A 13193-nucleotide genomic window follows, 5' to 3' on the forward strand; every position below is an offset into this window, starting at 1 on the left:
CGATTTTGTCTATCAAAACTCTTGCGCCAGAATGGTCCCACATCGTGTGGTGTCGCAAGCGCAGGAGAGGATCATGTCGAACGAATCAAAGTGCCCGGTCGCGGGCGGTACACGCAAACCCACCCAGGCCGGCGGCCCGTCGAATGCGGGCTGGTGGCCGAACCAGCTCAATCTGAAAATTCTGAGCCAGCACTCATCCCTGTCCAATCCGATGGACGAGGATTTCAACTATGCAGAAGAATTCAGGACCCTTGACCTCGATGCAGTGATCAGGGACCTGCATGCCCTGATGACGGATTCGCAGGACTGGTGGCCGGCCGATTATGGGCACTACGGACCGTTCTTCATCCGCATGGCCTGGCACAGCGCAGGAACCTACCGGATCGCGGATGGTCGCGGCGGCGCCGGTTCCGGCACGCAGCGATTCGCCCCGCTGAACAGCTGGCCGGACAACGTCAGTCTCGACAAGGCACGTCGTCTGCTCTGGCCGATCAAGAAAAAGTACGGTCGCAAACTGTCCTGGGCCGATCTGATGGTACTGACCGGCAACGTGGCCCTCGACTCGATGGGCCTGAAGACTTTCGGTTTCGCCGGCGGTCGCGAGGACGTCTGGGAACCCGAGGAAGACATCTATTGGGGGCCCGAAACCGAATGGCTGGATGACAAGCGCTACAGCGGCGATCGCGAACTCGAGAATCCGCTGGCGGCCGTGCAGATGGGCCTGATTTACGTGAACCCGGAAGGTCCGAACGGCAACGCGGATCCGCTGGCATCCGCTCGCGACATCCGCGAGACCTTCGCCCGCATGGCCATGAATGATGAAGAGACCGTGGCACTGACTGCCGGTGGCCATACCTTCGGCAAGACCCACGGTGCGGCCGATCCGGGCAAGTATGTCGGACCCGCGCCGGAAGGTGCCGATATCGAGGATCAGGGCCTTGGCTGGAAAAACTCTTTCGGAACCGGGAGGGGCGTCGACACGATTTCCAGTGGCCTGGAAGGCGCCTGGACGCCGACTCCGATTCAATGGGACAACAGTTATTTCGAAACCCTGTTCGGCTACGAATGGGAACTGACCCGGAGCCCGGCAGGCGCCCAGCAGTGGAAGCCGAAAGGTGACGCAGGCGCAGGTACCGTGCCCGATGCGCACGATCCGAACAGGCGCCACGCACCGATGATGTCCACGGCCGACATGGCCATGCGCATGGACCCGGCCTACGAGAAGATCTCGCGCCGCTTCATGGCCAACCCGCAGGAGTTTGCCGATGCGTTTTCGCGTGCGTGGTTCAAGCTCACACACCGTGACATGGGACCGATTTCGCGCTATCTCGGGCCGCTGGTGCCAAAGGAAGAGCTGATCTGGCAGGATCCGATCCCGGCTGTCGATCACCCGCTCATCAACGACCAGGACATCGAAGCGCTCAAGGCCAGGATCCTGGACGCCGGATTGTCGATTTCGCGACTCGTCGCCACGGCCTGGGCCTCGGCGGCCAACTTCCGCGGCAGCGACAAACGCGGTGGCGCCAATGGCGCGCGAATCCGGCTTGCGCCACAGAAGGACTGGGAAGCCAACGAGCCGGTGGAACTGGCCAAGGCGCTGCAGGCCCTGGAAAGGGTACAGAAGGAATTCAACGGCGCCCAATCCGGCGGCAAGAAAGTTTCGCTGGCCGACCTGATCGTGCTGGGCGGATGCGCAGCCGTTGAGGCTGCTGCCAGGAAGGGCGGGCACGACATCAGGGTCCCGTTCTCTCCCGGACGCATGGATGCCTCGCAGGAACAGACCGATATCGATTCGTTCGCTCCGCTTGAACCGGCGGCCGACGGCTTTCGCAACTACGCGAAGAAGGGTGTCCGGGGCTCGGTGGCCGAGTTGCTCGTGGATAGAGCCAACCTGCTGACTCTGACTGCACCTGAGATGACGGTCCTGGTTGGAGGCATGCGTGCCCTGAACGCGAATATGGGCCAGACTGCACACGGTGTCTTCACCAGACGCCCTGAAACCCTGAGCAACGATTTCTTCGTCAACCTGCTCGACATGAACACGCAGTGGAAGAAGTCTGCAGAGGTGGAAGGCGTGCTGGAAGGCAGCGACCGGACCTCGGGCGAGCCACGCTGGACAGGTACAGTCGCCGATCTGGTCTTCGGATCGAACTCGCAATTGCGCGCGCTGGCAGAGGTCTACGCAAGCAGCGATGCCGAGACCATGTTCGTGAACGACTTTGTCGCGGCCTGGCACAAGGTCATGAACCTGGATCGCTTCGATCTGGCGTGATCCCTGTCTGCTGACTGGCAGCCCTCGGTTGCCAGTCAGCAGCAATACAACATGGCCTTCCATGGACCAAGCCAGCGCGGCCGCGTTTCGACACGCGACCTCGGGCGAGACTCAAGCCGCCGTGAGTCCGGCGGGGTCCGCATTCCGGAAGGTGGTCAGGTCCGGCTTTGTTGGCATCCTCGAATATGCGTTAGGCTGCCCGACTCGGGATGGGTCACGAATCGGGGAATTCAGTCATCGACATGCGGCGGTCATGCGGCTTTACCGGTCTGTTGAACCCGCCGTGGTGCCGTGCGGCACTCCTTGTCCTGTTTGCATTCGCTACCCACTTCGCGGACGCCCAGGAGATGCAAGTGGACAAGGGGCCGGGGCAGGCCGAAGTCGAGGGTGTCGGCAGCAGCAATGCAGAGAGCGGCCACAGTTTCGTGGTCTTGCCTATCCCGTTGGTCAATCCAGCTCTTGGCAGCGGACTGGTTCTGGCCGGCGTGGCCTTCTACCAGCCCGAAGGCAGCGCACGTCCCTGGATGACGGGTGCCGGTGCGCTCTGGACAGACAATGGCAGCCGGGGCATCGGGCTGTTCCAGAAGGCCTATCTGGGCGGTGACCGATATCGGCTTACTGCGGCTGTCGGGCGTGCCGACCTCGATCTTGATTTCTACGGTGTCGGCGATGCAGCGGCCGATCGTGATGTCTCGATCGGAATCAATCAGGAGCCCGAATTCGCAAGATTCGACCTGCTGAGAAGAATTGCTGCGGGAAACTATCTGGGACTCAGGCTCCGCGCGGTCGACGTCAAGACCCGCGTTCCGGTTTCCTTGCCGCCCTTTCCGGATTTGCAGATTCCGGACCGGGAGCTCAATGTCGATCTTGTCGGTCCGGGTCTCATCTACGAATTCGATACGCGCGACTCGGAGACCTACCCGACTCGCGGCTTCTATGTCACGGCCACCTCGCAGTGGAACCTGGCCGGCTGGGGCTCCGATCTTCAGTACGCCAAGCTGAATGCATCGATCAACCATTACGGACGTGTGCGGCCGAACGCAATACTCGCCCTGCGTGGTTCCATTTGTCAGGCAGGATCCGATGCTCCGTTCTTCGACCTCTGCCTGTTTGGAGCGAACAATGATCTGCGTGGTTACGAGACAGGCCAGTTTCGCGACTACAGCATGTTTGCGGCGCAAGCCGAGTATCGCTGGCAATTCGCAGAGCGCTGGGGTGCCGTCTTTTTCGCCGGAGTAGGTGCGGTCGCACCCTCTTTCAGCGAATTCGACTCGAGTGGCTTGCTGCCTTCGGGAGGCGCCGGACTTCGGTTCAAGGCTTCGACCAAGTTCAACGTCAATGTCAGGATGGACTACGCAGTCGGCAAGAATTCCGACGCGCTGTACTTCTCCATTGGCGAAGCGTTCTGAGCAGATACCCATCCTCGGATGGCGACTTGAATCCGGCCTTTTCCTTCTTGCGGATGCACGGCGTTGCGGGCCGGAAATCGGGCGCTGGCGGGCTCAGAAGTTGTAGCCGAACGAACTGGTCAGTGACCAGTCCGTCTTCACGAGGTCCGGCGCGGGCGGCTTGCTGTCGTGACTGCGCGTATAGGAAAGCTGGTAGGTGAAATCCTTGAAGATCTCGTAGCTGCCGGTAATGTCGAACTGGCTGCGCAGGCGCCCCGCGATGGTCAGGCTGGGGTACAGCGAAAGGGCGGTCGACAGTCCGAGATTCGGATCGTTGAAGCTGAAGTACTGGTAGTTGAGTTGCAGCACCCCTTCCGTGCTGATCTGGCTGATCCCGTCGGTGTAGTTTTCACGAGTGCCGGCGATCCCGGTCAATGCCGTGAATTCCTGATGTTCGGTACGCACCCAGTAGCGACCTATACCACCGCCGAGCACCGTACGCAGGTTGAGGTCGGTCTGTTCATTGGTCGTCAGGCCACCGGTCGCGGCCCAGTACCAGCGGTTGTCGCGAAGCCAGCGGAACTGCGCATTGAGGTAGTTGCTGGATGATGAGTCGTTGTTCGTCGAATCGGTACGCGAGCCGTTGTAGTTGATGTTCCAGTAGCGAGTAGGCTTGCGAAAAGTGACATTGGCGTTCACGGTGTACTGGCGATCCTGGTTTGCCGAGGAGGCGCTGACACCCAGGCTGACATTGGCATCAACACGGTCAAGCCAGCTGCCCTGGGATATCGGCACCATGTGAACGACGCTCTCCAGGGGCAAGTCGTCGATGCTGTCATTCTCGGCGGGTTCGGCCAGGGCCAGCACGCCGGACTCGCCGAGTTTGGGCACCTGACCATACTGGCGACTCCCATCCGAGCGTTCCACTTCGAGCAACTGGTTGGTCTGTACGCGTGCGACCGATGGCCATTCGATGCTGACCGTACCGATCGAGTCGGTACTGAGCGTCAGTACGCCGTATTCGAGCTTCTTGATTTCGCCGGTCAGCCGATCTCCATTCTTGAGGATGACGATATCGGTCTTGGGCGCCGCATGAGCAGGAGAGCAGGCCAGAAGGAGGATCAACAGGCTGCCAGAGATACCCTGCCAGCTGCGTCCTGCAAATCCAGGCAACAACTTGTTCATCGCTTCATCTCCCGACCGGCCGGTTCGACGCACCACCATGGCGCGCCGATGCTGTTCAGGGCGCCATTTTGCATGAAGGAGGTGAAAGGCCGAAATTGCGAAGCGCGTCCGATCTGGCCCGAAAGTCCTCGAGCTCTGCCGCGCTGGCGCGGGAATCCCGGGACACAGGCTGGTCTGCGTGCGATCCGGCGCGGGCAATGCCGGTGTTCGGTGCGGGCGGGTCCTCGACCCGCTATCCGCACCTGGATGGCAACGTCTTACTGGATGGGAGGATCGAATCCGTACGTGAAGATGTTCTCCGACACAGCGCCTGTAATGGCGAAGTCGCCGACGGCATAGGCATCGCGGGAAACGCCCGAACCATCACCTTCGTCGCGATTGTCGGTGTAGATGCCCAGTGCCTGTGTCAGAACCATGTCCATTCCGTTGTAGTCGCCCCACTCGAAGCTGCCGCTCGGTTTCGGCATGTTGATGCTGGTCAGGCGCGTAGGCGCGCTCCAGCCATCGCCACCGTTGTCCGAGTAGCTGTAGTAGTAGTCAACGCCCGTTCTGTCCGGGCTGTTGGTCGTGTCATAGAACACGACATGGACGCGTCCGTTGTTGTCGACCTTCATCCAGGGATGGAATCGATCGACCGTGTTGGCGTCTGCGGTGGGATGGGGGGTGCGAACCGTCCAGGTCGCGCCCGCGTCCCGCGAGTAAGCCACCTGAATCCGGCCGTGGTTGTTCGCTACGGTGCCCGATTCCGGCCCGGTATTGTCGGTGTAGGCGACATAGATGGAATCGCGATAGGGGCTGTTGCTCAGATCGACATCCGCCGAGGCGTAGATGAACGCGCGCCGGACCGGCATGGCCGGAATCGGGAAGTCATAGCCATCCGCGGTATTCGCAACGACCACAGGTGGCTCGAACGTGGCGCCGCCATCTGTCGATTTCAGCAGCGTTATCGTTCTTGCCGAGGTTACCGGGTAGAGGTAGTAGACGTTGCCGCTGCTGTCGGATGTCAGGTCGCAGCCGATGCCGCGCTCAGACGACGAACTGCCGAATGTTACCGGCGTGCTGAAGGTCACGCCCATGTCTTCGGATCTGGAGAACTTCTGCACGTTGTTCAGGTGCCAGCAAACGTAGACATTCTCGTAGTACGGCGACGTCGGCTCGGTATCGACGTGCAGGTATTCCTTGTCCACGCTGCCATTGGTTGTCGGCACGACCACCGGTCCGTCCCAGGTTGCACCCGCGTCGGTTGATCGATACACATAGACGCCGTTGCCAAGCGTTGCGGAATAGGCAGTGGTGCCGTCGCCCGACCAGGCCACGGTGGGGTCGCAGCAGATGCCGGAGCCGGGCAGGTTGGCCGACTGCGTCCAGGTGGCTCCGCTGTCCGAGGAGAGCCACATTTTCTGGCCGCCGCCGGGGCCGTTGGAACCGGCAACGACCTGAGTGGTATTGGTCGGGTTGATGGCGATGGCGGTTTCCGCTCCGCCGTGCGCGGGGCCGCTGACCCGGATCTCGGTTGCAAGCAGGGACTTGGCGTAGGTCTTCTCGGGAATGCCTTCCTCAAGGATTACTTCGTAGTTGCCATTCGCATCGAGCTTGATGTCGTGGTAAATGCGACCGTTGATCAGGTAGCCGTAGTACTTGATCTCGAAGCGCTGCAGCGCGCTGCGCGGATACTGCGCGGGGCCGGTTCTGACCAGGCCGGGATTGGCGCGGCGCATCTCGACGCGGAAGAACGCCGGAATGGGATCCTTGGCGCTGGCTTCGTCGTCGGAGAGTACGGCGAGGTCGGCCTTTGTCAGTGCATAGTTGCGATCATCCCAGGGGCCGAAGTTGACCAGGGAAGCGTAGTTGACGTCGGCATCCGCACCGCGCGACTGGACGACCCTGTTGGCAGCAAGAGCGCTCGCCGATGCCACGGTCAGCACGAGCAGGAGCACAAGACTGGTCGCCATTCGGTGGGCGAGGGGAAAAATGGGCATTACTGTGTTCTCCGCAATGAGAGGGTACGGCCGCCGAAAAAGTCGCCGCAATGCGGAAGGTTACTCCACCCGGGATCGGACGGCGAATTCTTGGCCAGGGAGAGGCAGCAGTCACGACATCCGGCCCATGCAGGAATGGCCACGGGCAACGCCATTGCGGGGCAAACAGGGCCGCTGGCTGATTCGACCGCAGCAACCATGCGCCATGCCGATGATAGGATGAAGCACGCTCGGCATCGATTCCGGCTGACACCCAGGCAGGAGTCATCTCGGAGAATTCTGGATGAATCAGGCGCCTGTTTCGCCAACACAGTACCCCGCGCCCGCCTGGGCCAGGTCATTGCGCCGCTTCAATCAGTGGATCATGTTTGATCTGGGCGGTGGCCCGCGTCCATTCAAGCTGGCCTGGATCATCAATCTGCAGAAGGCCGGCTCGTTTCCATTCTTCGGGTTGCTGATCTGGTTGTATGCAGACACCACGCCTGCAGCGACGTCCACGGCAGCCTGGCTCTATCTTGCGCTGCACGGCAGTTACGGTCTGGTCTGGCTGGGCAAGGACCTGCTCTTTCCCGATGCAAGCTGGCAGGGGCGGGCAACGATCGCAAGCAGCGTCGTCGGCGCGTTGGGTCTTGCCGGCTACTGGCTCGCGGGTTGGCTGCTGATCTCGGGCCGTACGAGTATGGATTATCCGCTGCCTGACGTGGCCTGGTATTGCCTTTGCGTGTCGATGTGCGTGCTCGGCTGCGTCATCATGGTTGCTGCCGACGTGCAAAAGTACTGCACGCTCAAATTGCATTCAGGCCTGATCACCGACGGCATGTTCCGCAGCATTCGCCACCCGAATTATCTGGGTGAAATGATGATCTACGGCGCACTCGCACTGTTGTCCTGGCACTGGATCCCGCTGCTCGTGCTCGCGTATTTCTGGGGCATGCTGTTCTCGACCAACATGGTCATGAAGGAAGCGAGCATGTCGCGCTATCCGGAATGGGCGGCGTACAGGAAGCGCACCTGGTGGTTGTTGCCGGGGGTTTTCTGATCGAGGGCATCGCGCCGGCCAGACGATGGCGCAAAGCGGATGCGAAAGCCGGGCGCGCCACTGGCATGGAACTGTTCCGGTCACAGCCAGCCGGGGTTGCACAGTCCGTGCCGCTCGACCGGATTCGAGCGTTTCCGCTTTCGGAAACCTGCGCTTGACTCGTCGTGGGTGACGCCGTGCCGGAGGCCGACGAGACTTACTTCGTCAATCTCGGTAGCGCCACGGCAGGCGTGACTGTCAGCCAGGCTCAGGGAACCGGGCTCATTGTCAACGACGACCTGTTTGCCGACGTGTCGGTCAGCAATAGTGACGGCGTCAACTGGGTGGCTCCACTCGACACGACCACTTATGAGATTGTCGTCACGAACACCAGCACGATCATTGACATACCTGCCGTGGCCATTGTGCAAACACTGCCGGCGCTGCTGATCAATGTCAGCTGGACCTGCTCCGGAACCGGCGGAGCGACCTGTCCGGCCAGTGGTACCGGCGCCGTCAATCAGACCCGGGCCATGCCGAAGAACAGCAGCCTGACCTATCTGGTGACGGCTACCGTCAACGCGCCAGCAGGTACCCCACCGGCCTCGATCAATACCTCGGTGACGGCCACGGTGCAGCCTCCTGTTTCAGACACCAATCCCGGCAACAATACGGCCGCCGACAACAACACCCTGATTACCGACATCATCTTCAGGGACGGCTTCCAGTAGTTCCGGACAGGACCGAAGTGCTCCTTTCCCCGACTCGGGGAGAGGAGCGCGCCAGTGATCGACAAGGCTGTGCGTTCGGGCGAGTTGACCTGCACAACGCGCAATGGCGGGTGCATTGGCTCTACCCTGTGCTTCGCAATACACTTTGCAACCAGCGTTCTTTGGGGGAGCGAAATGCGCAAGCTGATGAAGTGGATTGGCCGCTCGATGGTGGCCGTCGTGTTGTTGCTGGCTGTCGGTCTCGTCGCGGTTTACCTGCTCAGTGAACAGCGCATGGCCAGGGTCTATGCCATCGAGCCGACTGTACCGCCCGTTCCGGTCGACCCTGGCGCAGTCGAGCGCGGACTCCACGTTGCCACGATTCGCGGTTGCAGGGATTGCCATGGCAGTGACATGGGCAGCGGCACGTTGATAGACGACGCGATGTTTGCACGCATTTCGGGTCCCAATCTGACCCCGGGTGCGAGCGGTGGTGTACTCAGCGACGTGGATCTGGTTCGTGCCATTCGCCATGGCGTAGGGAGGAACGGGCGTTCGCTGCTGCTGATGCCTTCCCAGGAATTCGTCGGTCTCAGCGAGCAGGACATGGGCGATCTTCTCGCCTACCTGCACAGCTTGCCTGCCGTGGAGCGCACGCCACCCGAAAACCGCGTGGGCCCGATTGGTCGCATCCTGCTGGTCGCGGACCAGGTTCCGTTGCTGCCGGCCGAACACGTCGACCATGCGGCGAAGCCGGAACAACCTGTTGTCGGAGCAACTGCCGAATACGGGGCATACCTTGCAGCCGCCTGTCAGGGCTGTCATGGAAAAACGTTCGCGGGAGGTCATATCGCCGGTACGCCGCCGAGTTGGCCGGATGCCGCCAATCTGACGCCCGATCCGACCGGACTGGCCGAGTGGAGCGAAGCCGATCTGAAGAAGGCGCTGCGCGAGGGCATATCGCGGGATGGCCGGCCGCTTCAGACAGAATACATGCCGGTGTCAGCGACCAAGCACCTGACCGACGATGAAGTCAGCGCTCTGTACGCCTATCTTCGCAGCGTACCAGCAATAGCGAGTGGAGTGCAGCAATGACCATGCCGACTCTGGATCCAGGAAAACTTTCCAGCGTGATTGATGCCATGTACGCGATGGTATCCGGCCCTGCCGGACCGCGCGACTGGTCGCTGCAGGCGAGGGTATTTCATCCAGACGCGCGCCAGATGCGAACCGGTGTCGATGATCAGGGCGTGCCCTGGATGAAGATCATGACGCTGGACGAATATTCGGCGGACACGCGTGCGTTCTTCGAGACGCATGATTTTTTCGAGGTTGAAGTCGCGCGTCGCGTCCAGCTTTTCGGGAACATGGCGCACGTATGGAGCGTCTATGAAGCGCGCAACGCGCCCAACGACAAGACGCCCGAACGACGTGGCATCAATTCCATCCAGTTGTTTAGAAGCGCGGCCGGAGAGTGGCAGATCACCTCGATGATCTGGGACAACGAGCGAGCTGGCGTCGAGGTCGACTGGTCACTTTGAACGTCTCATGAGCGTGGTCGCGAGACTGTTCGAGACAACGACGGCCGAGCTTCGGGCCGGGCGCTTTGTGGAGGTCGAAGCGGAAACCCTGTTCAGTTCAAGGCGCCGGATCAGGGACCTCTGCAAGAGCATGTTTCCAAACCGACAGCGTGGCGCCGCTCCAGAGGCTCGCGGAAAGCAAAGCCCCGGAATGCCGGGGCTTTGTTCTTGCAAAGCTTCAGTCGTGCCAGGCCTCAGCTTTCGGCGACTTTCAAGACGAGCTTTCCCGTGTTTTCGCCCCTGAAGAGCTTGAGCAACGCTTCCGGGAAATTTTCGAGGCCGTCAACGATATCTTCGCGCGTCTTCAGTTTTCCTTGCTGCATCCAGCCCGCCATTTCCGTGGCGGCTTCCGCATAGCGCGCCGCGTAGTCGAACACCACCATGCCCTTCATGGACGCGCGGTTGACCAGCAGGGAAAGGTAATTGGCAGGGCCGCGAACCGGCTCGGTGTTGTTGTACTGGGAAATCGCACCGCAAATCACGATGCGCGCATGCATGGCCAGTCGTGAGAGGGCGGCATCGAGGATTTCGCCCCCCACGTTGTCGAAGTAGACATCGATACCCTTCGGACAGTGCTTCCTGAGGCCTTCCTTGACGTCTTCCGACTTGTAGTCGATGGCCGCATCGAAACCGAGGTCTTCGGTGATGTAGCGGCACTTGTCGGCGCCACCTGCGATGCCGATAACCTTGCATCCCTTGATCTTTGCGATCTGTCCGACAACCTGTCCGACTGCGCCGGCCGCACCTGAAACAACCACGGTGTCGTCGGATTTCAGCTGGCCGACGTCGAGAATGCCGAAATAGGCGGTCATTCCGGGCATGCCCAGTGTTCCGAGATAAACCGGCAGGGGCGCCAGGCGCGTATCGACCTTGTTCAGGCCCTTGCCATTCGAGATGGCGTAGTCCTGCACGCCCAGCGCACCGACCACGTGATCGCCCACGGAGAACGCAGGACTATTGGAGGCGACGACCACGCCGGCGGCACCGGCGCGCATGACCTCACCGATGCCGACAGGAGCGATGTAGGACTTGCCTTCGTTCATCCAGCCGCGCATGGCGGGATCCAGCGAGATGAACAGGATCCTGACCAGGATTTCTCCCTCGCCGGGTTGCGGAACCGGAGATTCGACAAAATCGAAATCGCTGCGCTTGACCATGCCAACCGGTCGTTGGGCCAGCTTGAATTGACGGTTGATACTTGAGGGCATGAGCTACTCGCTTGCTGGGGGAAGAGGATGTGGATCGCGCGGCGCTGCAGTGCCGTGCACGATCAGGATGACACCATAGTCGCAATCGCTGTTCGAAGAATAGCGTATGCAGGCAACCAGTCATCGCGAACCCGCGAGTGCGCTACTGCGAGCTCACGGTTCCCGTTCCGGTCCTCGAAACTCTGCCGCCAGGCGGTCACGGACAATGGGCTTGATTCCGCCCCGTGCGCCTCGGGAATGCGCCTCTGTCTTTCGCAGGCCAACCCGAGATCGAGAGGTCCCTACTGAAACCCGGCCTGGAATATCAGGTCCGGAGGGTGCAGGGTCAGAGTCTGGTTGGCCGCCACATCGGCGGCTTCGGTGACCATTCCGTTGGGCCATTCGACTCGCAGCAGGTCAACGCTGGTGGCAGCGCCCAATCCGAAATGCGCTGAGGCCTCGTTCTGGCTGAGGTAGTTGCTGCCGCCTTCGATGCGGCTGATCAGCGTTCGGCCCGCGATCTGGATGCTGACCTTTGCGCCCATTCCGTGCGGTGTCGCACCACGGACGCCATCGTTCTCGAGGAAGATTCTCAGCCAGTTCCTGTCGGGTCCGCCGAGATCGTTGCGCATCAATATGATGGGCAATCCGCCCGGAAAGAAGATCAGATCCTGATCGCCATCGTTGTCATAGTCGAAACGCGCCAGGCCGCGACCATCACCATTGAACCCCAGTCCGATCGGAACGGCGATTTCATCAAAGGCAAGGACGCCGTTGTCGAGTCGATTCCTGAAGACGGAGTTTCGACCGACCTGGGCCACGTTGATCAGATCCATATGCGAGTCGTGATCGATATCGAAGGTAACCGTTGCCCAGCCAAAGCCACCGTTGGTCACGCCGACCAGGTCCGCCTGGTTCTGGTAGACATGATTGCCCTGATTCACATAGAAATTGTTGGTGCCGATGGTTGAAACATAGAAATCGAACAAGCCATCCTCGTTCCAGTCTCCCACGGTCATGCCCATCTCGCTGAAGTCCTGGCTGGTGCCCGACGCGGCCGTCCCGTTGGTGAATGTTCCGTCGCCGTTGTTGATGTAGTAGAGGCTTGTCGAGAAATCCCCGATCCAGATCAATTCGGGATAACGATCATCGTTCATGTCTACGAAATGGGGCGTATACCCGGACAACCCCTGTATCGACGGTCTCAGTCCGCTGCTCGTCGTGATATCCGTGAACGTGCCGTTGCCGTTGTTGCGCATTAGGCAATTGCCGGTCGCCGGGTCAAGGAATCCGGAAATCGCGAGGTCGAGATCGCCATCGAGGTCAATGTCTCCCCAGGATCCACCCCAGCCATCCGGCGATATCGTGCTGCAGCGGTTGACACCCGCTGCAACCGCTTCGTCGACAAAGGCGCTACCCGTATTCCGATACAGATGATGGTGACCCATTTGCGGCGTGCTCGTCGGACCGAAGCAGGTGACGAAAATATCCGGCAAATCATCGCCGTTGTAGTCACCCACCGCAGCCGCGCTCGAAAGATGCACCTGGTTGATGCCCCAGCTAGCCGCCTGATTGGTGAATGTTCCGTTGCCGTTGTTGATGAACAGCCTGTCGGCGCCATTACCGCCGGTCGGGTAGAAAATGTCCTGCCAGCCATCGCGATTGAAGTCGGCAACGACTCCGCCGCCGAGAATGGGACTGACCAGGCCGATACTGGTCGAGGTATTGCCGATACCCGCGGCAGCGGTCTGGTCAGTGAAGGTTGTTACCTGACCCAGGACGGGGGAGAACGCCGTCAGGCCCGACAGGATGACCAGGGCGACATCAGACCAACCTTTCCTCATGGGATCCCCTCCGCAGCGGCAGCAAGTACC

Annotated in this window: 10 protein-coding genes; 6 read left to right on the top strand and 4 right to left on the bottom strand. The window is 60.7% G+C overall.

The window, feature by feature from the left end; genetic code table 11:
* Positions 1-73 precede the first annotated feature (73 nt).
* Both katG and R3F00_RS14205 read left to right on the top strand, forming a co-directional pair.
* Positions 74-2272, top strand: a complete 2199-nt coding sequence (gene katG, locus R3F00_RS14200) for a catalase/peroxidase HPI (protein WP_371282460.1) — start codon at positions 74-76, stop codon at positions 2270-2272.
* Positions 2273-2514: 242 nt separating this feature from the next.
* A complete protein-coding gene (locus tag R3F00_RS14205; RefSeq protein ID WP_371282461.1) occupies positions 2515-3681 on the top strand; it encodes a BamA/TamA family outer membrane protein in 1167 nt (388 codons plus the stop codon).
* 93 nt (positions 3682-3774) lie between these two features.
* On the opposite strand, the gene R3F00_RS14210 is transcribed toward R3F00_RS14205, so the two are convergent.
* Entirely contained in the window at positions 3775-4845 is a 1071-nt protein-coding gene (locus tag R3F00_RS14210) for a DUF481 domain-containing protein (protein WP_371282462.1), read from the bottom strand.
* 257 nt (positions 4846-5102) lie between these two features.
* Positions 5103-6824: a sialidase family protein gene (locus R3F00_RS14215; protein WP_371282463.1), complete on the bottom strand. Its 1722-nt coding sequence runs from the start codon at positions 6822-6824 to the stop codon at positions 5103-5105.
* A 283-nt stretch (positions 6825-7107) separates the two neighbouring features.
* Here R3F00_RS14215 and R3F00_RS14220 point away from each other — a divergent pair, with 283 nt between their 5' ends.
* The 4 genes from R3F00_RS14220 to R3F00_RS14235 all read left to right on the top strand — a co-directional run bounded on the left by R3F00_RS14220 (position 7108) and on the right by R3F00_RS14235 (position 10093).
* Positions 7108-7863, top strand: a complete 756-nt coding sequence (locus R3F00_RS14220; protein ID WP_371282464.1) for an isoprenylcysteine carboxylmethyltransferase family protein — start codon at positions 7108-7110, stop codon at positions 7861-7863.
* Positions 7864-8027: 164 nt separating this feature from the next.
* Positions 8028-8573, top strand: a complete 546-nt coding sequence (locus R3F00_RS14225; protein WP_371282465.1) for a hypothetical protein — start codon at positions 8028-8030, stop codon at positions 8571-8573.
* A gap of 174 nt (positions 8574-8747) precedes the next feature.
* Positions 8748-9647: a c-type cytochrome gene (locus R3F00_RS14230; protein WP_371282466.1), complete on the top strand. Its 900-nt coding sequence runs from the start codon at positions 8748-8750 to the stop codon at positions 9645-9647.
* Complete coding sequence (locus tag R3F00_RS14235; protein WP_371282467.1) at positions 9644-10093, top strand: hypothetical protein; 450 nt, start codon at positions 9644-9646, stop codon at positions 10091-10093. Before R3F00_RS14230 ends, R3F00_RS14235 begins: the two co-directional genes overlap by 4 nt.
* Before the next feature lie 233 nt (positions 10094-10326).
* Here R3F00_RS14235 and R3F00_RS14240 read toward each other — a convergent pair whose 3' ends face one another.
* Positions 10327-11340 (bottom strand): NADP-dependent oxidoreductase, encoded by a 1014-nt coding sequence (locus tag R3F00_RS14240; RefSeq protein ID WP_371282468.1) that lies wholly within the window; start codon positions 11338-11340, stop codon positions 10327-10329.
* Between the two features lie 281 nt (positions 11341-11621).
* Positions 11622-13163: a CRTAC1 family protein gene (locus tag R3F00_RS14245; protein WP_371282469.1), complete on the bottom strand. Its 1542-nt coding sequence runs from the start codon at positions 13161-13163 to the stop codon at positions 11622-11624.
* Between the last annotated feature and the right edge of the window lie 30 nt (positions 13164-13193).

It is taken from the genome of Dokdonella sp. (assembly GCF_041395345.1).
Taxonomy (GTDB): Bacteria; Pseudomonadota; Gammaproteobacteria; order Xanthomonadales; family Rhodanobacteraceae; genus Dokdonella.

What these genes read in the sequence shown, in the direction of transcription:
- katG (WP_371282460.1), top strand. Translation starts at nt 74, where the DNA reads ATGTCGAACGAATCAAAGTGCCCGGTCGCGGGCGGTACACGCAAACCC.
- R3F00_RS14235 (WP_371282467.1), top strand. Translation starts at nt 9,644, where the DNA reads ATGACCATGCCGACTCTGGATCCAGGAAAACTTTCCAGCGTGATTGAT.
- R3F00_RS14205 (WP_371282461.1), top strand. Translation starts at nt 2,515, where the DNA reads ATGCGGCGGTCATGCGGCTTTACCGGTCTGTTGAACCCGCCGTGGTGC.
- R3F00_RS14215 (WP_371282463.1), bottom strand. Translation starts at nt 6,824, where the DNA reads ATGCCCATTTTTCCCCTCGCCCACCGAATGGCGACCAGTCTTGTGCTC.
- R3F00_RS14210 (WP_371282462.1), bottom strand. Translation starts at nt 4,845, where the DNA reads ATGAACAAGTTGTTGCCTGGATTTGCAGGACGCAGCTGGCAGGGTATC.
- R3F00_RS14220 (WP_371282464.1), top strand. Translation starts at nt 7,108, where the DNA reads ATGAATCAGGCGCCTGTTTCGCCAACACAGTACCCCGCGCCCGCCTGG.
- R3F00_RS14240 (WP_371282468.1), bottom strand. Translation starts at nt 11,340, where the DNA reads ATGCCCTCAAGTATCAACCGTCAATTCAAGCTGGCCCAACGACCGGTT.
- R3F00_RS14245 (WP_371282469.1), bottom strand. Translation starts at nt 13,163, where the DNA reads ATGAGGAAAGGTTGGTCTGATGTCGCCCTGGTCATCCTGTCGGGCCTG.
- R3F00_RS14230 (WP_371282466.1), top strand. Translation starts at nt 8,748, where the DNA reads ATGCGCAAGCTGATGAAGTGGATTGGCCGCTCGATGGTGGCCGTCGTG.